At 60.4% G+C, this 22,816-nt stretch carries 21 protein-coding genes and 2 pseudogenes; 21 read left to right on the top strand and 2 right to left on the bottom strand.

Translation table 11 applies throughout. The annotated features are described in order from the left end of the window. The first annotated feature begins 7 nt into the window (after positions 1-7). From BLT55_RS23740 to BLT55_RS23725, 4 genes are all read left to right on the top strand, one after another. Positions 8-1,357 (top strand): DUF3999 domain-containing protein, encoded by a 1,350-nt coding sequence (locus tag BLT55_RS23740; RefSeq protein WP_055000383.1) that lies wholly within the window; start codon positions 8-10, stop codon positions 1,355-1,357. A gap of 134 nt (positions 1,358-1,491) precedes the next feature. Then, a complete protein-coding gene (locus BLT55_RS23735) occupies positions 1,492-2,502 on the top strand; it encodes a class 1 fructose-bisphosphatase (RefSeq protein WP_007252848.1) in 1,011 nt (336 codons plus the stop codon). 257 nt (positions 2,503-2,759) lie between these two features. Then, the gene (bamE, locus tag BLT55_RS23730) at positions 2,760-3,014 is read left to right on the top strand and encodes an outer membrane protein assembly factor BamE domain-containing protein (protein WP_024675475.1); all 255 of its coding nucleotides are present in this window, start codon (positions 2,760-2,762) and stop codon (positions 3,012-3,014) included. Between the two features lie 3 nt (positions 3,015-3,017). After that, complete coding sequence (locus tag BLT55_RS23725) at positions 3,018-3,596, top strand: lipocalin family protein (protein WP_055000384.1); 579 nt, start codon at positions 3,018-3,020, stop codon at positions 3,594-3,596. 242 nt (positions 3,597-3,838) lie between these two features. Here the strand turns inward: BLT55_RS23725 and BLT55_RS23720 are convergent, their stop codons facing one another. Then, positions 3,839-5,203 carry a formimidoylglutamate deiminase gene (locus BLT55_RS23720; protein WP_055000385.1) on the bottom strand — a complete coding sequence of 455 codons (1,365 nt, stop codon included), beginning with the start codon at positions 5,201-5,203 and terminating at the stop codon, positions 3,839-3,841. Positions 5,204-5,390: 187 nt separating this feature from the next. On the opposite strand from BLT55_RS23720, the gene hutC reads away from it, so the two are divergent. From hutC to BLT55_RS23690, 6 genes are all read left to right on the top strand, one after another. Continuing rightward, positions 5,391-6,101, top strand: coding sequence for a histidine utilization repressor (gene hutC / locus BLT55_RS23715; RefSeq protein ID WP_162839085.1), 711 nt, complete (start codon positions 5,391-5,393; stop codon positions 6,099-6,101). Further along, complete coding sequence (locus tag BLT55_RS23710; protein WP_055000387.1) at positions 6,098-6,706, top strand: HutD/Ves family protein; 609 nt, start codon at positions 6,098-6,100, stop codon at positions 6,704-6,706. Before hutC ends, BLT55_RS23710 begins: the two co-directional genes overlap by 4 nt. A 38-nt stretch (positions 6,707-6,744) precedes the next feature. Beyond that, positions 6,745-7,920, top strand: a complete 1,176-nt coding sequence (gene nhaA, locus BLT55_RS23705) for a Na+/H+ antiporter NhaA (protein WP_055000388.1) — start codon at positions 6,745-6,747, stop codon at positions 7,918-7,920. 105 nt (positions 7,921-8,025) lie between these two features. Further along, positions 8,026-8,559, top strand: coding sequence for a DUF3455 domain-containing protein (locus BLT55_RS23700; protein WP_007252857.1), 534 nt, complete (start codon positions 8,026-8,028; stop codon positions 8,557-8,559). Between the two features lie 103 nt (positions 8,560-8,662). Next, positions 8,663-9,229 carry a sigma-70 family RNA polymerase sigma factor gene (locus BLT55_RS23695; RefSeq protein WP_055000389.1) on the top strand — a complete coding sequence of 189 codons (567 nt, stop codon included), beginning with the start codon at positions 8,663-8,665 and terminating at the stop codon, positions 9,227-9,229. Continuing rightward, positions 9,226-9,933 carry an anti-sigma factor gene (locus tag BLT55_RS23690; RefSeq protein ID WP_055000390.1) on the top strand — a complete coding sequence of 236 codons (708 nt, stop codon included), beginning with the start codon at positions 9,226-9,228 and terminating at the stop codon, positions 9,931-9,933. Before BLT55_RS23695 ends, BLT55_RS23690 begins: the two co-directional genes overlap by 4 nt. Before the next feature lie 14 nt (positions 9,934-9,947). On the opposite strand, the gene epsC is transcribed toward BLT55_RS23690, so the two are convergent. After that, on the bottom strand, positions 9,948-10,901 hold the full coding sequence (epsC, locus tag BLT55_RS23685) for a serine O-acetyltransferase EpsC (RefSeq protein ID WP_007252860.1): 954 nt from the start codon (positions 10,899-10,901) through the stop codon (positions 9,948-9,950). A gap of 197 nt (positions 10,902-11,098) precedes the next feature. Between epsC and BLT55_RS23680 the strand changes: the two genes are divergently transcribed. The 11 genes and pseudogenes from BLT55_RS23680 (at position 11,099) to BLT55_RS23635 (ending at position 22,804) form a co-directional block, all read left to right on the top strand. Beyond that, positions 11,099-12,097, top strand: a complete 999-nt coding sequence (locus BLT55_RS23680) for a D-cysteine desulfhydrase (protein WP_055000391.1) — start codon at positions 11,099-11,101, stop codon at positions 12,095-12,097. 192 nt (positions 12,098-12,289) lie between these two features. Further along, a complete protein-coding gene (gene tcyJ / locus BLT55_RS23675; protein ID WP_007252862.1) occupies positions 12,290-13,087 on the top strand; it encodes a cystine ABC transporter substrate-binding protein in 798 nt (265 codons plus the stop codon). After that, the gene (gene tcyL, locus BLT55_RS31150) at positions 13,084-13,752 is read left to right on the top strand and encodes a cystine ABC transporter permease (protein WP_074814126.1); all 669 of its coding nucleotides are present in this window, start codon (positions 13,084-13,086) and stop codon (positions 13,750-13,752) included. Before tcyJ ends, tcyL begins: the two co-directional genes overlap by 4 nt. 3 nt (positions 13,753-13,755) lie before the next feature. After that, entirely contained in the window at positions 13,756-14,499 is a 744-nt protein-coding gene (gene tcyN / locus BLT55_RS31145) for an L-cystine ABC transporter ATP-binding protein TcyN (RefSeq protein WP_055000392.1), read from the top strand. Between the two features lie 676 nt (positions 14,500-15,175). Beyond that, positions 15,176-15,903, top strand: a pseudogene (locus BLT55_RS23665) (hypothetical protein). A 332-nt stretch (positions 15,904-16,235) separates the two neighbouring features. Further along, complete coding sequence (locus tag BLT55_RS23660; protein WP_055000394.1) at positions 16,236-17,408, top strand: SfnB family sulfur acquisition oxidoreductase; 1,173 nt, start codon at positions 16,236-16,238, stop codon at positions 17,406-17,408. A gap of 25 nt (positions 17,409-17,433) precedes the next feature. Continuing rightward, positions 17,434-18,639, top strand: coding sequence for an SfnB family sulfur acquisition oxidoreductase (locus tag BLT55_RS23655; protein ID WP_055000395.1), 1,206 nt, complete (start codon positions 17,434-17,436; stop codon positions 18,637-18,639). Further along, a pseudogene (locus BLT55_RS23650) lies at positions 18,639-19,998 on the top strand (LLM class flavin-dependent oxidoreductase). Before BLT55_RS23655 ends, BLT55_RS23650 begins: the two are co-directional and overlap by 1 nt. A gap of 256 nt (positions 19,999-20,254) precedes the next feature. Continuing rightward, positions 20,255-21,043, top strand: coding sequence for a MetQ/NlpA family ABC transporter substrate-binding protein (locus BLT55_RS23645; RefSeq protein ID WP_055000396.1), 789 nt, complete (start codon positions 20,255-20,257; stop codon positions 21,041-21,043). Next, positions 21,040-22,170 (top strand): methionine ABC transporter ATP-binding protein, encoded by a 1,131-nt coding sequence (locus BLT55_RS23640; protein ID WP_055000397.1) that lies wholly within the window; start codon positions 21,040-21,042, stop codon positions 22,168-22,170. The genes BLT55_RS23645 and BLT55_RS23640 overlap by 4 nt, the downstream gene beginning before the upstream one ends. Continuing rightward, positions 22,160-22,804, top strand: a complete 645-nt coding sequence (locus BLT55_RS23635; RefSeq protein ID WP_005765584.1) for a methionine ABC transporter permease — start codon at positions 22,160-22,162, stop codon at positions 22,802-22,804. The genes BLT55_RS23640 and BLT55_RS23635 overlap by 11 nt, the downstream gene beginning before the upstream one ends. The last annotated feature ends 12 nt before the right edge of the window (positions 22,805-22,816 follow it).

The following is a 22,816-nucleotide window of genomic DNA, read 5'->3' as shown; positions in this document are numbered from 1 at the left end:
TCCTGCCATGAAAATCGCCGTACTTGGCCTTGCCCTGTGTGCGGCGATCAGCGCCAGCGCTCAGGACAAACCGGCGGATTTTGCCAGTCAGACACCACTGACACTCAGCGGCGAGGGGCCGTGGTATCGCATTGAATTGCCGCTCGCCGTGCAACTGAATGCGCGACAGGCTGATCTGGGTGACGTTCGCGTGTTCAACGCCGAGGGGCAGCCGCAGGCCTACGCGATCACGCCGCGTGAGCCTGCGCGCGAGCAGGAGCCCGCGCCCGTCGAGGTCAAATGGTTTGCGCTGTACAGCACTCAGGAAGCAGGCGACGCCGTGCCGGTGATTCGCATCGAACGCTCGAGCAACGGCAGCGTGATCGAAGTCCAGCCGCAGAGCGACATCGAGGCCGGCGAAGAAGTGCTGCGCGGCTGGCTGCTGGACACCAGCGCCATCAAGGCGCCACTGGAACAACTGATTATCGACTGGAGCACCGAACGCGAAGGCTTCCAGCACTTCAGCATCGAGGCCAGCGACGACCTGCAGCACTGGCGTGACTGGGGCGAAGGGCAAGTTGCACGCCTGTCGTTTGCCGATGAAGTGGTCGAGCAGCGCGAAGTTGGCCTGCTGGGTCAAAGTGCGCGTTATCTGCGCCTGCTGTGGCGCGCGCCGCACAGTGCGCCGCTGCTGATTTCTGCCCATCTGCTGAGTGCCGGCAGCGACAACCCGACACCGCCACTGACCTGGTCGCCGCCGGTCAAAGGCACTGTCGAAAGCCCCAACGAATACGTCTGGCAGTTACCGGCAGGTTTGCCGATAGGGCGCGTGAAAGTCGATATTGCCCAGCCCAACAGCCTGGCGCCTGCGATTCTTTATGGGCGTGTCGATGCCAGACAGCCGTGGCAACCGGTCAGCAGCGGCCTGTTGTATCGCCTGTCACAGAACAACAGCGATGTCTTGCAGGATCAACTGCAACTGTCCGGGCGGATCGTCCAGCAGCTCAAGCTGGTGGTGGATGACCGCGGCGGCGGTCTGGGCAGCGAGGCTCCGCAGTTGAGCGTGGCCGTGCCGGCGACCGAAGTGGTGTTTCTGGCGCGCGGCAACGGACCGTTCACACTGGCGGTCGGCAATCCGACGGCCAAGGCGGCGAACCTGTCGCTGGCGACTCTGATCCCTGATTTCAGCCCGCAAAAGCTTGCCCTGATCGGCACCGCGCAACCCGCCACGGCAGCCGTCGCCGACATGACGGCGACACCGCCAGCGGTGCAGCAGAGCACTGACTTCAAACGCATGGGGCTGTGGGCGATTCTGGTGGTGGGCGTGCTGTTTCTGGGCTGGATGGCGTTAAGCACCTTGCGTACGTCGAAACGCTGAAACGCACGGCTCGTGCGCGTCGGTTTGCCCGACATCTGAACTGAAACAGTCATCGGCCAGTCTGATAGCAGTATTACGTCGCCACTCGCGTTAAACTGCGCGGGTTTTCATACCCCCTATTTTCGGAGCTATCCATGTCCCGCGTCACACTAAGTCGTTACTTGATTGAGCAGACCCGCAGTAACAACACCCCTGCCGATCTGCGCTTCCTGATCGAAGTTGTGGCGCGCGCTTGCAAGGAAATCAGCCACGCGGTCTCCAAGGGCGCGCTGGGCGGCGTATTGGGCAGCATGGGCACCGAAAACGTACAGGGCGAAGTGCAGAAGAAGCTCGACGTGATCTCCAACGAGATCCTGCTCGAAGCCAACGAATGGGGCGGTCACCTGGCCGGCATGGCGTCCGAAGAAATGGACAACGCCTACCAGATTCCGGGCAAATACCCGAAGGGCGCATACCTGCTGGTGTTCGACCCGCTGGACGGCTCGTCGAACATCGACATCAACGCACCGGTCGGCACCATCTTCTCGGTGCTGCGCTGCCCTAACCAGTACCTGACCCAGAACGAGCCGCTGAACGAAAAAGCCTTCATGCAGCCCGGTACCGAGCAGGTGGCTGCCGGTTACGCGATCTACGGCCCGCAAACCATGCTGGTGCTGACCTTGGGCGACGGCGTCAAAGGCTTCACGCTGGACCGCGAAATGGGCAGCTTCGTGCTGACTCACGAAGACATCAAAATCCCTGAGGCCACTCAGGAGTTCGCCATCAACATGTCCAACCAGCGTCACTGGGAAGCTCCGGTGCAGCGCTACGTGAACGAGTTGCTGGCCGGTGAAGACGGTCCGTTGAACAAGAATTACAACATGCGCTGGGTGGCGGCGATGGTTGGCGATGTGCATCGCATCCTGACCCGTGGCGGCCTGTTCATGTACCCGCGCGACAGCCGCGAGCCGTCCAAACCGGGCAAACTGCGCCTGATGTACGAAGCCAATCCGATGTCGTTCCTGGTGGAACAGGCAGGCGGCGCTTCGACCGATGGCCATCAGCGTATTCTCGACATCCAGCCGGAGGGCCTGCACCAGCGTGTGGCGGTTTACCTGGGCTCCAAACAGGAAGTCGAGCGCGTCACGGCCTATCACAAAGAGTAATAGCGCTCGCTCATGCATGAACGGCGATTCGGCCCGGTCGAATCGCCCGCACGCCAGTAAATGCTCAGGTAAATGAGCATTCTGACAGTGCCTGTAGCGCAAGGCTGCGGGCCATCGAACCGATACGCGGCACAAATCCTTTCCCGCTCCGGGAACCAGATCCCCTTTTCCTCTTCTAAGCTTGCGGTATTGCGCCAGCGCCAGACTGAATCAGCCTGCATTGCGACGCGACCCCCTTCCGTTCAGGAGCTACATCCATGTCCTTGCGCTCTGTCGCGTTACTTTCGTTCTGCGTGCTGCTGGCTGCCTGCAGCAAGATCACTCAGGAAAACTATTCGAAGATTTCCGCCGGTATGCCGAAGGCTCAGGTTGAGTCTTTGCTGGGCAGCCCGACCGAATGCTCCGGCGCACTGGGGATGTCCAGTTGCACATGGGGCGACCAGAACACCTTTATCAGCGTGCAATACGCGGCAGACAAGGTTGTACTGTTCTCGGGTCAGGGTCTGAAATAACACATGGTCAAGTTACCGGTTCGTTTTGGAATTTTTGTCATGGCCAGCTTTCTGGCTATCGGTTTCGCCCACTCGGCTGACAACCTTGAGCCGAAGACGGTTGATGGCGTCGACCTCAAGCAGTATCAGGGCACCTGGTACGAGATCGCCCGTTTGCCGATGTTCTTCCAGCGCAAGTGCGCCCAGTCCGAAGCGCTGTATGCGCTCAAGGATGACGGCAACATTGCGGTAACCAACCGCTGCCGTACGATTGAAGGCAAGTGGGAAGAAGCCACCGGCACCGCCTCGCCGCAGGTTACGGGCAAGACCGACAAGCTGTGGGTAGTGTTCGATAACTGGTTCTCGCGCCTGCTGCCGGGCGTCGCCAAGGGTGACTACTGGATTCTGGACGTCAGCGAAGGCTACCGCACCGCAGTGGTCGGCAACCCGGATCGCAAATACCTGTGGCTGCTGTCGCGCACGCCTGCCGTGTCTCAGGCAGACAAGGAAAACATGCTGAGCAAAGCCCGCCAGCAAGGCTACGACACCTCGCGCCTGATCTGGCGCGAGGATGACTCGAAGATTGGCAAGGCCGAGAAGTAAGCGGACGCAGTGGGAGTTACTTGAGTGACGCTTCGCGTCACAAATCTGCGCCACGCCGCATACTCAAAAGCGGGCGCAGCCTCTGTGGGAGTGAGCTTGCTCACGAAAGCAATAGCTCAAACGCCCCATCGCCGGGACTGAGCCCACCTCTTCGCGAGCAAGCTCGCTCCCACAAGACGCGTGTATCACACTGAGCGCTCTGCGTCGCATATCGTTCTGGACGCTCTGCGTCCTTTGTTGTATCAATCCAGCAATTCCTTCAGCACCCGCGCTAACTCGCGACTGCTTTGCTCTTCTGCGGCATGTCTTCCTTCGCGGATGACCCAGCGCCCGTTCACCGCCACGTCGCGAATCTGTCGGTCGCTGCCGGCGAATAGCCAGCGGTTGAGGATTGCGTCGCCGGACGCCGTGGCGATGTATGGGTCGTTGCCGTCCAGCACCAGCCAGTCGGCGCGCTGCCCTGCTTGCAGTTTGCCGATCGGCTGACCCAGCGCCTGCGCGCCTCCGGCCAGGGCGGCGTCGTACAGCGTGCGGCCGACCATGGGCTGATCACTGCGATACAACCGGTTACGACGCTGGTCACGCAAGCGCTGCCCGTATTCCAGCCAGCGCAGTTCCTCGACCACGCTGAGCGACACGTGGCTGTCGGAACCGATCCCCCAGCGCCCGCCCTGCGCGATGTAATCCACTGCCGGAAAGATCCCGTCCCCGAGATTCGCCTCGGTAGTCAGGCATAACCCCGCCACGGCGCCGCTCTGCGCCATCAGCTGCACCTCATCCGCGTCTGCGTGGGTCGCGTGGACCAGGCACCAGCGGTTATCCACAGAAGTGTTTTCATACAGCCATTGCAACGGACGCCGACCGCTCCAGCTCAGGCAGTCATCGACCTCTTTCTGCTGCTCGGCAATATGAATGTGCACCGGGCACCGCAGGTCGCTGGCGGCAAGCACTTCACTGATCTGCTGTGGAGTGACCGCGCGCAACGAGTGAAAGCACAGGCCAAGCCGCTGAGCAGGCTGCGCCGCCAACAGCGGTCGCAAACGCGCCTGCAACTCCAGATAACTGTCAGTGCTGTGGATAAACCGGCGCTGCCCCTCATTCGGCGCCAGCCCGCCAAACCCAGAGTGGCTGTAGAGCACTGGCAGCAAGGTCAGACCAATACCCACCGCCCCCGCCGCCTGGCTGATCTGCATGGCCAGTTCGGCAGGGTCTGTGTAGGGTTTGCCGTCCAGGTCCTGATGCACGTAATGAAATTCCGCCACCGAGGTGTAACCGCCCTTGAGCATCTCGATGTACAGCTGACGCGCGATCACCCCCAGTTGCTGCGGGCTGATCCGCCCGACGAGGCGATACATCAAGTCACGCCAGGTCCAGAAGCTGTCGTTGGGGTTGCCCGCGACTTCGGCCAGCCCGGCCATCGCCCGCTGGAACGCATGCGAATGCAGGTTCGGCATGCCGGGCAGCAACGGACCGCTGACAATTTCAGCACCCTGCCGGTCGGCATTGGCTTCAACGCGGGTCAATAGACCTTCCTGGCTGACCTCCAGACGCACATTGCTGGCCCAGCCGTCGGGGAGTAACGCACGCTCGGCAAAGAAGGCTGACATTGACTTCACACCTCATCACTGTAATTTGTATATACATATACAGATGTTCAAGCGACCGGTAAACCGTTCGCACGCTTGCCGTGCCCCCGCTTAATGGTTAGCGTTGACGCTTTGCTGCATTTGAATCATCTCGAACAAGGACTCACCCGTGTCGACTCCGCCCGCCGCATTTCCCCTGGCAGCCCAGATGGGCGACAGTCCCGCACCCTTGTACGCCCGCGTCAAACACATGATTGCCCTGCAGATTCAGAACGGTACATGGCCGCCGCACCATCGTGTGCCGTCGGAAAGCGAACTGGTGACGCAGCTGGGTTTCAGCCGCATGACCATCAACCGGGCGCTGCGCGAGCTGACCGCCGAAGGCCTGCTGGTGCGTATGCAGGGTGTCGGCACCTTCGTCGCCGAACCGAAGAGCCAGTCGGCGCTGTTCGAAGTGCATAACATCGCGGACGAAATTGCCGCGCGCGGCCATCGCCATACCTGCAAGGTGATGGTGCTCAAGGAGGAAGCCGCAGGCTCGGAGCGCGCGCTGGCGCTGGACATGCGTGAAGGCCAGAAGGTGTTTCATTCGCTGATCGTGCATTTCGAAAATGACATTCCGGTGCAGATCGAAGACCGATTCGTGAATGCTCAGGTCGCACCGGACTACCTCAAGCAGGATTTCACCTTGCAGACGCCCTACGCCTATCTGTCGCAAGTCGCACCGTTGACCGAGGGCGAGCACGTGGTTGAAGCGATTCTGGCCGAAGCCGACGAGTGCAGGCTGCTGCAGATCGATGCGGGTGAACCCTGCCTGTTGATTCGCCGCCGCACCTGGTCCGGTCGTCAGCCCGTCACTGCGGCGCGCCTGATCCACCCCGGTTCCCGTCATCGCCTCGAAGGACGTTTTACCAAATGAGCCAGACCCGTATTTTGCGTGCTGCCGACTACCCGCGCATGCCGTGGAAGAACGGTGGCGGCAGCACCGAAGAGATCGCTCGCGATGCCGGCCAGGACCTGGACGGCTTCGGCTGGCGCCTGTCGATTGCCGACATCGAAACCTCGGGCGGCTTCTCGGTGTTCGCCGGTTATCAACGCATCATTACCGTATTGCAGGGTGCGGGCATGACGCTGACCGTGGACGGCAAGGCCAGTCGCCCGTTGTTGCCGTCCGATCCATTTGCTTTCAGTGGCGACAGTGAAGTCAGCTGCACACTGCTCGACGGGCCGATTCGCGACTTCAACCTGATCTATGCCGCACACCGCTATACTGCACGCCTGCACTGGATCGATGTGCGCCATCCGCAACGGCTGTTCAGCTCGGCCAGCACCTTCGTGCTGTTCAGCGTGGCCGAGCAAGTGGCGATCAGCGTCAACGGTCAGGCGTGGGAGGTCCTCGGCAAACATGATTGCGCGCAGGTGGACAACCCCGACGGCCTGCTGGAAATCGAATTGCAATCACCCCGCGTCAGTCGTTGCTGTCTGATCGAACTCAGCTCCACGGGCCAGCAACCGCATTCCTGATACCACAACAAAAACAGCTTTCCGCTTCAAGGAAGACCATGACTCAAGCTCCCCACCGGGAAACACCCCGCGCCATTGCCGTTCTCGCCAGTTTTCTGGCCTCTGAATCAGCAGGCGGTATTGTCTTGATGGCAGCGGCACTGGCCGCGCTGATCGTCGCCAACTCTGCGCTTTCTGCCGGTTACTTCTCGATCCTGCACAGCGTCTGGCTGGGCCTGTCGGTCGAGCTGTGGATCAACGACGGCTTGATGGCGATCTTCTTCCTGATGGTCGGCCTGGAAATCAAACGCGAAGTGCTGGCCGGTGGCCTGGCGACCTGGGGGCAACGCGCCCTGCCCGGCTTCGCAGCGGCGGGCGGCATGCTGGTGCCCGCGCTGATCTACATCGCCATCAACTGGGGCAACCCGCAGACCCTCAGCGGCTGGGCGATCCCGGCGGCCACCGACATCGCGTTCGCCCTCGGCGTGCTGTCGCTGCTGGGCAATCGCGTGCCCACGTCGCTGAAAGTCTTTCTGGCGGCACTGGCGATTCTCGATGACCTGGGCGCAGTGACCATCATCGCGTTCTTCTACAGCTCCGGCCTGAACCTGCCGATGCTCGCTGCGGCGTTCGTGACCCTAGCCGTACTGATCGCGCTGAACCGCCTGAACGTCCGCCGCCTGCTGCCCTATCTGCTGCTCGGCGCGCTGCTGTGGTTTTTTGTCCTGCAATCCGGCGTTCACGCCACGCTGGCCGGTGTTGCGCTGGCGTTGTGCATCCCGATGGGCAAGCCCGAAGAGGAAGCCCGCTCGCCGCTGCTGTTCCTTGAAGAAAAGATGCATTACTGGGTGGCCTTCGCGGTGGTGCCGATCTTCGGCTTTGCCAATGCGGGCGTATCGCTTTCCGGCATTACCTTGGCAAACTTGGTCGACCCGGTGCCGTTGGGCGTTGCACTGGGCCTGTTCGTCGGCAAGCAGATCGGCGTGTTCCTCGCCGCCGTGCTGGCGATTCGTGCCGGGCTGGCGACCTTGCCGGAAGGCAGCAACTGGGTGCAACTGTATGGCGTGGCGATCCTCTGCGGCATCGGTTTCACCATGAGCCTGTTCATCGGCAACCTGGCCTTCCCTGGCGAACAACACTTGATCGACGAGGTAAAAGTCGGCGTGCTGATCGGTTCGGGCCTGGCGGCGATTGCCGGGATTGTGCTGCTGCGCAGCCGTTTCAGTCGGCACTGAAAAAATATTTTCAAATCACTGCATCCAGATGCGTTTCTCGCGGGTAGTACAGTCAGCAGCCACTTCGAGTTGCTGAGCGCGGTTAAACAATCTGGAGATTTCTGCATGAACGCAAAACGCTTGCTCTGCCTTGCAGGTACTACCCTGGCCTTCACGTGCCTGTCGTCCGTTGCCATGGCTCAGACCGACCTCCCCGAGAGCGTCCGTGTGCCGGCCGGCAACAAAGTCGGCATGACGACTACCGGGGTTGGCGAAATTACCTACGAGTGCCGCGCCAAAGCCAACATGCCTAACGAAATGGAGTGGGCTTTTGTCGGCCCCAAAGCCGTGCTCAATGACAAGAGCGGCAAACAGGTCGGCACCTACTACGGCCCGCCTGCCACCTGGGAAGCCAAAGACGGCTCCAAAGTGACCGGCACTCAGGTTGCCGTGGCCCCATCGAGCGCTGGCAACCTGCCTTATCAACTGGTCAAAGCCAACCCGGCCGAAGGCAAGGGCGCAATGACTGGCGTGACGTACATTCAGCGTGTCGCCCTGAAAGGCGGCGTGGCACCAGCCAAGCCCTGCGCAGAAAGCAACAAAGGCGCCAAAGAAGTCGTCAAGTATCAGGCTGACTACCTGTTCTGGACCGCAAGCTGATCGCCACTATTCACCGGGTGACCGCGCAACAGTGAGCTATGCTGCTGCGCGGGAGCCTCGCACTATCAGCGGGGCAGTAATCTTCCATTGATGGCGGATCATCTTGTCCTCGCACGAATCTCTCTTTGATTACGAAGCTACGTTGCAGGCCTGCGCTCGCGGTGAGAAGCAGGCGCTGCAGCGTCTCTATCAACAGGAAAGCGCCCGACTGCTCGGCGTTGCCCAGCGACTGGTGCGTGACAGCGCGCTGGCCGAGGACATCGTGCACGACGCCTTTCTGAAAATCTGGACGCATGCGTCCAGTTTCGATGCCGCTCGTGGCTCGGCACGCGGCTGGATATTCAGCCTGACCCGGCACCTGGCGCTCAACCGCTTGCGCAACACGGCGCGCGAAGTGCGGGTCGACGATGATGAAAACCAGGATCATAACCCTCCGGCGACGCTGGAAGGCTGGCAGGAAACCGATGATGCCTTCGATTGGCGGGTCAATCCAGGACGGACTACGGCATGCATGGAGCAACTGGAGCCGGTCAGAAGAAATTGTGTGCTTCATGCTTACGTGGACGGTTATTCGCATCAGGAAATCGCGCAGAAAATCGGCGCGCCATTGGGTACGGTCAAAGCCTGGATCAAGCGCAGCCTGACGGCTTTGCGGGAGTGCATGGGATGACCCGGCCTTTAGACGACAACATTCACGATCTGGCGGGCGAGTATGTGCTCGGCACCCTGTCGGCGCAGGAACGGCTCGACGTACAGCGTCGCCTGTCCCGCGAGCCTGACTTGCAGGCAGCCATCGACGCCTGGGAGCAGCGCCTGCTGCCCCTGACCGCACTGGCTGAACCGGTCACGCCATCGCCCGGCTTGTGGGAGCGCATCGAACGCAACCTGCTGGAGATGACCGCGCCTGCCAAACCTGCACACCGGCAGCGCGTGCGCTGGTGGGACAATCTGTCGGTCTGGCGCGGGCTGGCCGGGGCCGGGCTGGCGGCGTCGCTGGTGCTGGGCATGACGTTGTTGACCCGCGCACCTGCGCAGCCTTCCTACCTGGTGGTTCTGGTCGGACCACAAGACAAGTCGCCAGGCTGGGTCGTGCAGGCCAGCAATTCACAGGAAATTCAGCTGATTCCGCTGGGCGTGGTCGAAGTCCCGGCGGACAAGGCGCTGGAATTCTGGACCAAGGGTGACGACTGGCAAGGCCCGGTATCCCTCGGGCTGGTCAAACCGGGGCAAAGCCTCAAGATCGCGCTGGACAAGCTGCCGCCGCTACAGGCCAACCAGTTGTTCGAGCTGACCCTGGAAAAATCCAGCGGCTCACCCATCGGCAAACCGACTGGCCCGATTCAGTTCATCGGGCGGGCGGTGAAGGTCATCTGACACTCAGCCAGCTATCACTTTTTCGAGCAGTGGTCCTGCTGCAAAAGGTTGGCCTGAGTCAGGTTGCAATCTGCCGGTACGCTGCGGGTCAGCCACACGTTACCGCCGATGGTCGAGCCCTTGCCAATAGTGATGCGACCCAGAATGGTCGCTCCGGCGTAGATCACCACGTCATCCTCGACAATCGGGTGGCGTGCATGACCTTTCTGCAACTGGCCGTCTTCGTCTGAGGGGAAGCGCTTGGCGCCAAGCGTCACGGCCTGATAGATGCGCACGCGTTCGCCGATGATCGCCGTTTCGCCGATCACCACGCCTGTCCCGTGATCAATAAAGAAGCTCGGGCCGATCTGCGCGCCGGGATGAATGTCGATGCCGGTCGCCGAGTGGGCGATTTCCGAGCTGATGCGCGCCAGCAGCGGCAATCCGGCCCGGTACAGGTGGTGCGCCAGACGATGATGAATCACCGCCAGAATGCCCGGGTAGCAGAGCAGCACTTCATCGACACTGCGCGCCGCCGGATCGCCGTGATAGGCGGCCAGCACGTCGGTGTCCAGCAACAGACGAATGCCCGGCAAGGCCGTGGCGAAATCCTGAATCAGCTCCAGCGCGTGGGCATCGATGCTCTTCAGGTCGCCACCCTGCTGATGGGCCACGTAGCGCAACTCAAGGCGCGCCTGGGCCAGCAGCGCGTTGAGCGCGACGTCCAGCGTGTGCCCGACATAGAAATCCTCGCTCTCTTCGCGCAGGTCGACCGGCCCCAGGCGCATCGGGAACAATGCCCCGCTCAGGGCTTCGAGAATATCGCCCATCGCCGCGCGCGATGGCAGCTCGCGCCCGCCGTGTTCGCCGCTCACGCGCCGGTTGCGCGCGCGCCAGTCTTCACGCGCACCGCGCAGCTGGCTGACGATCCGCTGCAACTGCCAATGGCTGGAACGGCCGTCGGCGGAGGCTTCTGGAATATCGCTCACGCTGATCTCTCCTTGATGCAAAGGGTGTCGACCGACAGTGACGGCCGCTGATGCCTTCACTCTACGGCAAACATTCAGACGGAAAGAACAACAATTTCTGTAGGAACAGCCTGATCAGACCATAAGCACAGAGAAGTTGCCGTGCAGGATACGTCTGCCTATAGTCCGGTGACTCTTTACACGGCTTACCTATCACCATGATCAAACATCAGCTCGCCCGCTTCAATCGTCTGGACCTGATCAGCGCGCCGACGGCCCTGGAGAAACTCGAACGCCTGTCGACGTGGGCAGACCGCGACATTTATATCAAGCGCGATGACACCACGACCTTGGCACTCGGTGGCAACAAGGCCCGCAAACTCGAGTACCTGGCCGCCGATGCGCTGGCCCAAGGTGCCGATACGTTGATCACTGCCGGCGCGATCCAGTCTAACCACGTGCGCCAGACCGCTGCGCTGGCGGCCAGACTGGGCATGGGCTGCGTGGCTTTGCTGGAAAACCCGATCGGCACCGAAGACCCCAACTACCTGCACAACGGCAACCGCCTGCTGCTGGAGCTGTTCGACGCGCGGGTAGAGCTGGTCGAAAACCTCGACAACGCCGACGACCAGTTGCACGCACTGGCCGCTCGCCTGCGCTCCAGCGGCAAAAATCCTTACCTGGTGCCGATCGGCGGCTCCAGCCCGATCGGTACTTTGGGTTACGTGCGCGCCGGTCTCGAGCTGGCCGAGCAGATCAAGCAGACCGGCATCGATTTCGCCGCCGTTGTGCTGGCGTCCGGCAGCGCAGGCACGCACAGCGGTCTGGCATTGGCGCTGGCTCATGAGCTGCCGCAATTGCCAGTGATCGGCGTCACTGTGTCACGCAGTGAAGAAGCCCAATTGCCGAAAGTACAAGGCCTGGCCGAGCGCACCGCCGAGCTGCTGAACATCGCGCTGCCGGAGAACTTCAAAGTCGAGTTGTGGGACGAATATTTTGCGCCGCGCTATGGCGAGCCGAACGCCGGTACGCTGTCGGCGATCAAGCTGGTGGCCAGCCATGAAGGCCTGCTGCTCGACCCGGTCTACACGGGTAAAGCCATGTCCGGCTTGCTGGATGGCATAGGCCGTCAGCGTTTCAATGACGGGCCGTTGATCTTCCTGCACACCGGCGGCGCGCCTGCATTGTTTGCGTACCCGGACGCGTTCAGTCATTGACGCTCCTGTTATGCCAAACCCATGCAGAAAACGCTTTTTTAGTTATTTTTCTTCATAAGCAGTTGGCGATATAGTCGCGCCCGGCGGCGCGCGTCACTGCCGTAATTGCTTGAAAAGAGCTGAATAATCAGCACCAAGTCGCTTCGGTCCGGTCAGAGATGACCAGACACCTCCACACCAACAGGGGCTCGCATGAACATTTCCGCTATTCGTCGCACGTTTCTTTTTTCGGCACTGAGCCTGATGCTCGGTTCCGGTATTGCCGGGCAGGCCATGGCCGGTGAGCAACTGCAGAAAATCAAGGAAAGCGGCACGCTGAATGTGGGCCTCGAAGGCACTTATCCACCGTTCAGCTTCGTGGACGAGAAAGGCAAGCTCACCGGCTTTGAAGTCGAACTGTCCGAAGCGCTGGCCAAAGAACTGGGCGTGAAGGCCAAAGTGCAACCGTCCAAATGGGATGGCATTCTGGCCGCGCTGGATTCCAAGCGTCTGGACGTGGTGATCAACCAGGTCACGATCTCCGACGAGCGCAAGAAAAAATACGATTTCTCCCAGCCCTACACCGTTTCCGGCATTCAGGCACTGGTTCTGAAAAAGAATGCAGACGCCATCAAATCGGCTCAGGACCTGACCGGCAAAAAGGTCGGCGTGGGCCTGGGCACCAACTATGAGCAGTGGCTGAAGGAAAACGTACCGGGCGCCGTGGTAAAAACCTACGAAGATGACCCGACCAAGATTCAGGACCTGAGCGTAGGCCGTATCGACGCGATCCTCGTTGACCGACTGGCCGCCCTGGAAATCGCAGCCAAGACCAAAGGCAAGCTTGCACCCGCTGGCGCTGCATTCTCCCGTCAGGCGTCCGGCATTGCTCTGCGTAAAGGCGAGCCAGAGTTGCAGGCTGCCATCAACCAGGCCCTCGACAAGCTGCGCGCCGATGGCACGCTGAAAAAACTGTCGGAGAAGTACTTCAACGCTGACGTCACCCAATGATCGAAGAGAGCCTTCAGCTCGCGCTGGATTCCGCGCCCTTTCTGCTCAAGGGCGCGTACTACACGGTATTCCTCAGCCTGGGCGGGATGTTTTTCGGATTGGTGCTGGGCTTCGGCCTGGCGCTGATGCGCCTGTCGCGTTTCAAACCGCTGAACTGGCTGGCGCGTATCTACGTGTCATTCTTTCGCGGCACGCCGTTGCTGGTGCAGCTGTTCCTGATTTATTACGGGCTGCCGGAGCTGGGCATCGAGCTTGATCCACTGACCGCAGCGCTGATCGGCTTTTCGCTGAACATGGCCGCCTATGCCTGCGAAATTCTCCGCTCCGCCATCAGCTCTATCGAGCGCGGCCAGTGGGAGGCGGCTGCGAGTATCGGCATGACCCGCTGGCAGACCCTGCGTCGGGCGATCCTGCCGCAAGCGGCACGCACCGCGCTGCCGCCGTTGGGTAACAGTTTCATTTCGCTGGTCAAGGACACCGCGCTGGCCGCCACCATTCAGGTGCCCGAGCTGTTCCGCCAGGCGCAGTTGATCACCGCACGCACCTTCGAAATTTTCACCATGTACCTGGCCGCCGCACTGATCTACTGGATCCTTGCCACTGCGCTTTCGTACCTGCAAAACAGGCTCGAAGCGAGGGTCAACCGGCATGATCTGGAGTCCTGACACATGATCGTGGTTGAAAAACTCACCAAGGCATTCAAAGGCAATCAGGTGCTCAAGGGCATCGATCTGCGCATCGAGGCTGGCGAAGTCGTTGCCATCATCGGCCCCAGCGGCTCGGGCAAGACGACCTTGCTGCGTTGCCTGAATCTGCTGGAGATGCCTGACAGCGGCAAGATCAAGGTTGGCGACATCGAGATCGATGGCTCGCGGCCTGTGAGCCAGCAGCAAGGCCTGATCCGCCAGTTGCGCCAGCAGGTCGGGTTCGTGTTTCAGAACTTCAATCTGTTTCCGCACCGCACCGCGCTGGAGAACGTGATTGAGGGCCCGCTGGTGGTCAAGAAGATCGCTCGCGAAACGGCAGAGGCAAGGGGTCGGCAATTACTCGCCAAGGTCGGCCTGACCGGCAAGGAAGACGCCTATCCACGCCGACTTTCCGGTGGACAGCAGCAGCGCGTGGCGATTGCCCGGGCGCTGGCGATGGAGCCGCAGGTGATTCTGTTCGACGAACCAACGTCGGCGCTGGACCCTGAACTAGTCGGCGAAGTACTGACCACCATCCGTTCGCTGGCAGAAGAAAAACGCACCATGGTGATCGTCACCCATGAAATGAGCTTTGCACGAGAGGTCGCCAACCGGGTGATCTTCATCGACAAGGGCGTGATCGTGGAACAAGGCGAAGCCAAGGCGCTGTTTGCCCATCCGCAAGAAGAACGGACCAGGCAGTTTCTGGAGCGCACGCGGACCTGATCCTACATTCTTCTTACAAAAAGCAGCCCCGATTCGTCGGCGCTGCTTTTTTCTTACATTTCAGAAAGGACTAATCGTTCAGAATCCTTGCTGAGTTCCTGCGAAATTTTCAGAAAAATCATCGAATTAATGAAACCCGACGAGGGTGCCCTCTCGTCTGAGTAATCCGCGCCAGACGTTTGCAACGCTTGCCGGATGGCAGCCTGCGCAGTGCGTTTATCCGTAGAGCTGCAAATTCATCACGCATGACACTTTGTAGTAGGACAGTCGTTTACCCGGCAGTAAACAGCTCTAACTATAACATGTAGGAATTATCCGTTTTTTCAGTAAAATGTTATTAAGGAGGCGCTGATTTATTCGATTTTTCGTCCCTGCAACGCTCTGGAGGCCTTGTTTTATCTGGGGGCAACAGCTGGGTTTTAGAATAAATCAGCGTCTCCTTAAGTCGTCGCCTTATATTGACAAGTAAACGCAAAGCACATTAGCTCACTCTAATCGTTCATTTTGCACATCGCCAAAACTTCAAGCTTAAAACCCTGACAGTTTGTAATGTTTGCCATGACTTGAACATTTAAGGTACTTATCTCGCAGCCTTGAACGGGCTTTATTTTTTGTTAAACATGGCAACTTATGACGATTATTTACTTTGATTATTGATTAGCAGGAGCACATTGCTATGAGTCGCACAACTTGCAAAACAGCCCTTCGGACCTGCTACCCCCTTCCCTGCCGCAGGCCAGCCGGCACGGTATCGGTGTACGCATCGCGTCTAACCTCATGGTTCATATCGAGCCGTACTGCAATATGGATGAAGGCGACCTGATCGAATTATTCTGGGACGGCTGTTACGTGGCGTCGAAAATTTTAACAGCATCCGACATTTACAACGCTATTGTCCTACGCGTGCCAGAAAGCTTTCTTCAAAATGGCAAGGCACGAACTTATTACAGAATCATGAAAGTAGGTGGAACACCGCTGACGTCACCGTGCCGCAAACTATGGGTCAAACTGGATACACCCGGTGGCCGGCTGGTCAGCGCGAATGCGGAAGAAAATCAGAGCCTGGCTCCCTTGCATGTCGCGCCTTCGGTAGTGCGACGCGGATTGTCTCAACGACATCTGGATGCAGGTTTGCCAATGGCCATCGAGCCTTACCTGAACATGGCGGTCCATGACGAAATCACGGTGCGCTGGGGGGATGTGCGCATGGACCTGCCCCCGCTGACCGCAGAGGACGTAGGCGAGCCTGTCGACCTGGTCATACCGCCTGCGCTGATCATGGAAGGCGGTGACGAGCAGCTGCTGGAAGTGACTTACTGCATCATCGACCGGGTCGGAAACAACTCGCTGTGGGCACCGCCACGGGAGATAAGAATCCGTCTACCCTGCGAACCGGTCCAATGAACAATGAATAAGGCAGCACTGCCACTCAGGTACTGAATCGACGGGTGACGAATGCTGTCTATGCTTATTCCAAAAATCGCGTTTTAAAAACTTTGATACACGCTTAGGGTATATACACCGGACCACCGGACATCGTGAGTTTTCCAGCCGCATTCACTGCGGTCTATTTCTTCGAGGTTCCGATGGTCCCTTTCACAACCACCCCTGTGGATAAGCCCAAGGCGGTAGCGAATGCCGGTGAGCGACGCGAGTCTGATCCGGCGAACGTAACGGCCCACACCGTCACGGCTTCACAAGAGCCAGACGTCGCTCCCCGCCGGCTATCGGCCTCGGTGTTGCAAAACGATGCCGAGGCCATAACCGCAGCTCACCAACTGGCCGCAACAGCGCGGCTCAATGCCGCCCATCGTGACCGTCAACGCGCGCTGCCGTGGGCTGAAATCGAACAATTCACCCGCAGCGGCCTAGGCAGTATTTCCGTCCCACGGGCCTATGGCGGGCCACAGGTGTCCTTCGTCACCGTGGCAGAAGTCTTCAGGATCATCTCCACCGCCGACCCGGCGCTGGGGCAGATCCCGCAAAACCAGTTCGGCATTCTGCACCTGCTGCACAGCAGCGCCACAGAGCAGCAGAAACGCACGCTGTTCCAGAGCGTGCTGGACGGCTGGCGGATCGGCAATGCCGGGCCTGAACGCGGCACCAAAAACACCCTGGAACTCAAAGCACGGATCACCGCCAACGGCGGCCGATTCATCATCAATGGCCAGAAGTTCTATTCCACCTGCGCCTTGTTTGCGCACTGGGTCGCGGTCAAGGCGCTGGACGATCAGGGCCGACAGGTCATGGCCTTCGTCAAACGCGGCACGCCGGGCCTGCGCATCGTTGACGACTGGTCGGGCTTCGGGCAGCGCACCACGGCGAGTGGCACGGTGTTGCTCGAAAACGTGGCAGTGGATGCCGAGCAGGTCGTCGACAACTGGCGTCTGGCACTGACGCCTAACATACAGGGTGCTGTGTCGCAGCTGATTCAGGCTGCCATCGATGCAGGGATTGCACGCGGCGCGATCGATGATGCGATTGCCTTCGTTCGCGAGAAGTCCCGTCCGTGGATCGATGCCAAGGTCGAGCGCGCCAGTGACGACCTGTACGTAATCGCCGAGATCGGCAAGCTGAAACTTGAACTGCACGCCGCCGAAGCCTTGCTGCGTAAAGCGGGGCAGGAACTGGATGAGATCAACGCTGCGCCCATCGATGAACACTCGGCCGCGCGTGCGTCGATTGCCGTGGCACGCGCCAAGGTGCTGACCACCGAAATCTCCTTGCTGGCCAGCGAAAAGCTGTTCGAACTGGCAGGCAGCCGCGCGACCCTGGCGGAGTTCAACCTCGACCGCCACTGGCGTAACGCGCGCGTTCATACCCTGCATGACCCGGTGCGCTGGAAATACCACGCGGTCGGCACCTGGCACCTGAACGGCACCCTGCCCGCTCGCCATTCCTGGATCTGAACCAGACCACTGGAGAACACTTTTCATGAGTTTCAACCCACAGGCGCGCGACCACGCAGTGCTGATCACCAGTGACGCTCAGGCCCTGCAAGTAGCCCGCGAACTGGCCTCGCAGTTCAAGGCCCAAAGCGCCCAGCGCGACCGCGAGCGTCGTTTACCCCACGCAGAACTCGACATCTACAGCCAGTCCGGTTTATGGGGCATCAGTGTCCCGAAAGCCTTTGGCGGCGCGGGCGTTTCAAACGTGACGCTGGCCAGGGTGATCCAGCTGATTTCCGAAGCCGACGGCTCGCTGGGGCAGATTCCGCAGAACCATTTTTATGCCCTTGAAGTGCTGCGTGTGAATGGTAGCCCGCAGCAGCAGGCACGGCTGTACGCCGAAGCGCTGACGGGCGTGCGTTTCGGCAACGCGCTGGCTGAACTGGGGACCAAAACCGCCCATGATCGCACCACGCGCCTGACAAGAGACGGCGACGGTTATCGCATCAAAGGCCGCAAGTTTTACGCAACCGGCGCGCTGTATGCGCAACGCATTCCCACCTCGGTGATTGACGATAACGGCGTGCAGCAACTGGCGTTCGTCCCGCATGACAGCGAGGGGCTGACGGTTGTCGATGACTGGAGCGGTTTCGGCCAGCGCACCACCGGCAGCGGCTCGGTGGTCTTCGACAATGTATACGTCAGCGCGGCCGATGTGGTGCCGTTTCAGAGTGCCTTCGAGCGACCGACCACGGTCGGCCCGCTGGCGCAGATTCTCCATGTAGCCATCGACACCGGCATCGCCCGCGCCGCCTTCGAGGACGCGCTGACCTTCGTTCGTACCCGCACGCGGCCATGGATCGATTCGGGTATCGAAAAAGCCGTGGACGACCCGCTGACGCTGCACAGCTTCGGCAGGCTCGGTATTCGCCTGCACGCCGCCGAAGCCTTGCTGGAGCGGGCCGGGGAATTTCTTGATGTCGCCCAGGCCGACAGCACTGCCGAGCACGTCGCCGCGGCCTCGATAGCCGTGGCCGAAGCCCGCGCCATCAGTACGGAGATTTCTCTGGCGGCTGGCAGCACGCTGTTCGAACTGGCAGGCAGCCAATCGACCCTGGCCGAACACGGCCTGGATCGCCACTGGCGCAACGCTCGCGTGCACACGCTGCACGATCCGGTGCGCTGGAAGTTTCACGCCATCGGCAATTACTACCTGAACGACACAAACCCGCCGTTGCGGGGGACGATCTGATGGCGCGCAAGAAGATCCTCCTCAATGCCTTCAACATGAACTGCATCGGCCACATCAACCACGGCTTGTGGACGCATCCGCGTGACACCTCAACGCAATTCAACAGCCTGGACTACTGGACCGATCTGGCGAAGCTGCTGGAACGTGGCTTGTTCGACGGGCTGTTTATCGCCGACATCGTCGGGGTGTATGACGTCTATCAAAACTCGATAGACGTCACGCTCAAGGAAGCCATTCAGTTGCCGGTCAACGACCCGCTGCTGCTGGTCTCGGCGATGGCCGGAGTAACGAAACACCTGGGTTTCGGCCTGACCGCCAACCTGACCTATGACGCGCCTTATCTGTTCGCCCGGCGCATGTCGACGCTCGATCACTTGAGCCGTGGCCGGGTGGGCTGGAACATTGTCACCGGGTATCTCGACAGTGCGGCGCGGGCCATGGGCCTGAGCGAGCAGAACGAACACGACCGCCGCTACGATCAGGCCGATGAATACCTGGAAGTGCTCTACAAACTCTGGGAAGGCAGTTGGCAAGACGACGCGGTAATCAACGACCGCGAACAGCGCGTCTATGCCCAGCCGGGCAAGGTGCACAAGATTCGGCACCAAGGCGAGTTCTATCAGGTCGAGGGCTATCACCTCTGCGAACCGTCGCCGCAACGCACGCCGGTGCTGTTTCAGGCGGGCAGCTCGGAGCGCGGTTTGCAGTTTGCCGGGCAGAACGCCGAATGCGTGTTCATCAGTGGCCAGAACAAGACCGCGACCCGCGAGCAGGTGAACAAGGTTCGGGCCAGCGCGGTGCAGGCCGGGCGTAATCCGCAGGACATCAAAGTGTTCATGGGCCTTAACGTGATTGTCGCGGCGACTGAGGCGCAAGCCCGCGAGAAACACGCCGAATACCGCCGCTACGCCAGCGCCGAGGCCGGCGTGGCGCACTTTGCGGCGTCGACCGGCATTGATTTCGCTGAGTACGAGCTGGACGAACCCATTCAGTACGTGAAGAGCAACGCCATTCAGTCGGCGACCAAAAACCTGAAAAACAACGACTGGACCCGTCAGAAACTGCTCGACCAGCACGCGCTGGGCGGCCGTTACATCACGCTGATCGGCTCGCCTGAACAGGTCGCCGATGAGCTGGAATCGTGGATCGAAGAAACCGGCCTGGACGGCTTCAACCTGACCCGCATCGTCACGCCAGAGAGTGTACGAAGACTTTATCGACCTGGTCATCCCGGAGCTGCAACGCCGCGGGTCATACAAGACCGCTTACGAAGACGGCAGCCTGCGCAAAAAACTGTTTCCGGAAGGTACGGATCGTTTACCGCAACGGCATGCAGGGGCAGCACACCGGCAGCCCTGATTATCGAACGGACGCAGAGCGTCCACAACGGCATTACCACGCAAATTGCTCGGCGTTACACATAAGTCTGCTCTTGATTCCGGCCGAAGGCCGTGGGAGCGGACTTGTCCGCGAAGACGGTAGTTCAGACGATGTACTTTCGGAGAATATACCGGCCCTTTCGCGGACAAGTCCGCTCCCACAAAAGCTCAATATTCAAGGAATCTCAGGACTGTGTGCAGAACGCAGGAACAAGCATTTATTCAAGGACCGCACCATGACCAAAACCCTCGCAGCACTGGCCTTTGGCCTGTTGACCCTGACCGCTTACGCCGACGATAACCCCCTGAAAGTCGGCACCACGGCGGCGTTTGCCATACCGCTGGAAGCCGCTGTCGAAGAAGCTGGCAAGCAGGGCCTGAAAGTCGAGCTGGTGGAGTTCACCGACTGGATTGCACCCAATGTCAGCCTCGCCGCCGGTGACATTGACGTGAACTACTTTCAGCACATCCCGTTTCTGACTAACGCCAATGAAGCCGCCGGTTTCGGGCTCGTGCCCTACGCGCCGGGGATCATCAATAACGTCGGGCTGTACTCGAAAAAGTACAAAAGCTTCGACGAGTTGCCGACCGGCGCCACTGTGGCGATCGCCAACGACCCGATCAACAGCGGACGCGGTCTGCAACTGCTGGCCAAGGCCGGGCTGATCACCCTCAAACCGGGCGTCGGCTTCAAGGCCACCGAAGAAGACATCCCCGCCAACCCGAAGAAACTCAAGCTCATTCAGGTCGAAGCCGTGCAACTGGTGCGCGCCTACGATGATGCCGATCTGGTGCAGGGCTACCCCGCCTACATCCGCCTGGCCAAGACCTTTCCTGCCGACTCGGCAATTCTGTTCGACGGCATGGATCACCCGGAATACGTGATTCAGTTCGTCATCAAACCTGACCACAAGGACGATCCACGTCTGGCGAAGTTCGTCGACATCTATCAGCACTCGCCGGTCGTCCGGGCGGCGCTGGACAAGGTCAATGGCAAGCTTTATCAGGTGGGATGGAAAGAATGACCGCTACCGCGCATCGGCAACTGCCACTCGACACCCCGAGCGCAGGTCAATCGGCGCAACGGGAAGAACTGCACCCTGAACTGCACAACGCGCACGTGCGTTTCATCAATCTCGGCAAGACCTACCACGGCAAACAAGGTCCGGTGCAAGCGCTGGGCAATATCGATCTGGCGGTCCAGCGCGGCGAGATTTTCGGCATCATCGGCCGCAGTGGCGCGGGGAAATCATCGCTGATCCGCACCATCAACCGCCTCGAACAACCCAGCAGCGGGCGGGTGTTGATCGATCAGGTGGATATCGGCGAGTTCGACGAAGACACGCTGGTGGAACTGCGCCGACGCATCGGCATGATCTTCCAGCACTTCAACCTGATGTCGGCCAAGACCGTCTGGCAAAACGTCGAGCTACCGCTAAAGGTCGCTGGCGTGCCGAAAGAGCAACGCGCCCGCAAGGTCGCCCAGTTGCTGGAGCTGGTGGGTTTGCAGGACAAGCACAAGGCGTATCCGGCGCAATTGTCCGGTGGGCAGAAACAGCGTGTCGGCATCGCCCGCGCGCTGGTGCACGACCCGGCGATTCTGCTCTGTGACGAAGCCACCTCGGCGCTGGACCCGGAGACCACCCAGTCGATCCTCGGCCTGTTGCGCGAGATCAACCAGCGCCTGGGCCTGACCATTGTGCTGATCACGCACGAAATGGCGGTGATCCGCGATATCTGCCACCGCGTCGTGGTGCTGGAACAGGGCCGGATCGTCGAGCAAGGCTCGGTCTGGCAAGTGTTTGGCGACCCGCAGCACGAGGTCAGTAAAACCCTGCTCGCGCCGCTGCAACTCGGGCTGCCGAAGGAGTGGGCCGAGCGCCGGAGCGACCGGCCGCAACGACCGGATGCGGCCATTTTGCTGGATGTGCATTTCACCGGAGTGAGCGACGAAGGGCCGGATCTGGCGGCGCTGTTTGCGACGCTGGGCGGCAAGGTGCAACTGCTGCAAGGCGGGGTCGAGCGTATTCAGGCGCGGGCTATCGGGCACCTGATTCTGTCGGTTGCCGGCTTGCCGCACAGTCGTGAAGAACTGCTGTTACGTGCCCGCCAACTGGCACCGCGCGTGGAGGTATTGGGTTATGTGGGTTGATCGCTTGCTGCAAGGCACTCTTGACACGTTTCTGATGGTCGGTGTGTCGTCATTGATCGCGCTGCTGTTGGGCATTCCATTGGCGGTGATTCTGGTCACCAGTTCCAAAGGCGGCATCTACGAGGCACCGGCGATCAATCGGGTGCTGGGCGGCTTTGTGAACCTGTTTCGCTCCATCCCGTTTCTGATCCTGATGGTGGCGTTGATCCCGTTCACGCGGATGATCGTCGGCACCACGTATGGCGTGTGGGCGGCGGTCGTGCCGCTGACCATCGCCGCCACGCCGTTCTTTGCGCGGATTGCCGAAGTCAGCCTGCGCGAGGTCGATCACGGGCTGATCGAAGCGGCGCAGGCGATGGGCTGTCGGCGCTGGCACATCATCTGGCATGTGCTGCTGCCCGAAGCGCGTCCCGGCATCGTTGGCGGCTTTACCATCACATTGGTGACCATGATCAACTCATCGGCCATGGCCGGTGCCATCGGCGCAGGCGGGCTCGGCGACATTGCCTATCGCTATGGCTATCAGCGTTTCGACACGCAAGTGATGCTGACGGTAATTGTGTTACTGGTGGCTGTGGTAGCGCTGGTGCAACTGGGCGGCGACCGGCTGGCACGCAGCTTCGACAGACGCTGAGCAGCCGACCCT

The organism is Pseudomonas cannabina (assembly GCF_900100365.1).
GTDB classification, from domain to species: domain Bacteria; phylum Pseudomonadota; class Gammaproteobacteria; order Pseudomonadales; family Pseudomonadaceae; genus Aquipseudomonas; species Aquipseudomonas cannabina.
Note: the sequence above shows the minus strand (reverse complement) of the source record. Positions and strands in the feature narration are given on the sequence as shown.

Bases quoted from the DNA above. Each gene is read 5' to 3' on its own strand.
- BLT55_RS23740 (WP_055000383.1), top strand. From the start codon at position 8: ATGAAAATCGCCGTACTTGGCCTTGCCCTGTGTGCGGCGATCAGCGCC.
- BLT55_RS23735 (WP_007252848.1), top strand. From the start codon at position 1,492: ATGTCCCGCGTCACACTAAGTCGTTACTTGATTGAGCAGACCCGCAGT.
- bamE (WP_024675475.1), top strand. From the start codon at position 2,760: ATGTCCTTGCGCTCTGTCGCGTTACTTTCGTTCTGCGTGCTGCTGGCT.
- BLT55_RS23725 (WP_055000384.1), top strand. From the start codon at position 3,018: ATGGTCAAGTTACCGGTTCGTTTTGGAATTTTTGTCATGGCCAGCTTT.
- BLT55_RS23720 (WP_055000385.1), bottom strand. From the start codon at position 5,203: ATGTCAGCCTTCTTTGCCGAGCGTGCGTTACTCCCCGACGGCTGGGCC.
- hutC (WP_162839085.1), top strand. From the start codon at position 5,391: ATGGGCGACAGTCCCGCACCCTTGTACGCCCGCGTCAAACACATGATT.
- BLT55_RS23710 (WP_055000387.1), top strand. From the start codon at position 6,098: ATGAGCCAGACCCGTATTTTGCGTGCTGCCGACTACCCGCGCATGCCG.
- nhaA (WP_055000388.1), top strand. From the start codon at position 6,745: ATGACTCAAGCTCCCCACCGGGAAACACCCCGCGCCATTGCCGTTCTC.
- BLT55_RS23700 (WP_007252857.1), top strand. From the start codon at position 8,026: ATGAACGCAAAACGCTTGCTCTGCCTTGCAGGTACTACCCTGGCCTTC.
- BLT55_RS23690 (WP_055000390.1), top strand. From the start codon at position 9,226: ATGACCCGGCCTTTAGACGACAACATTCACGATCTGGCGGGCGAGTAT.
- BLT55_RS23680 (WP_055000391.1), top strand. From the start codon at position 11,099: ATGATCAAACATCAGCTCGCCCGCTTCAATCGTCTGGACCTGATCAGC.
- tcyJ (WP_007252862.1), top strand. From the start codon at position 12,290: ATGAACATTTCCGCTATTCGTCGCACGTTTCTTTTTTCGGCACTGAGC.
- tcyL (WP_074814126.1), top strand. From the start codon at position 13,084: ATGATCGAAGAGAGCCTTCAGCTCGCGCTGGATTCCGCGCCCTTTCTG.
- tcyN (WP_055000392.1), top strand. From the start codon at position 13,756: ATGATCGTGGTTGAAAAACTCACCAAGGCATTCAAAGGCAATCAGGTG.
- BLT55_RS23655 (WP_055000395.1), top strand. From the start codon at position 17,434: ATGAGTTTCAACCCACAGGCGCGCGACCACGCAGTGCTGATCACCAGT.
- BLT55_RS23645 (WP_055000396.1), top strand. From the start codon at position 20,255: ATGACCAAAACCCTCGCAGCACTGGCCTTTGGCCTGTTGACCCTGACC.
- BLT55_RS23640 (WP_055000397.1), top strand. From the start codon at position 21,040: ATGACCGCTACCGCGCATCGGCAACTGCCACTCGACACCCCGAGCGCA.
- BLT55_RS23635 (WP_005765584.1), top strand. From the start codon at position 22,160: ATGTGGGTTGATCGCTTGCTGCAAGGCACTCTTGACACGTTTCTGATG.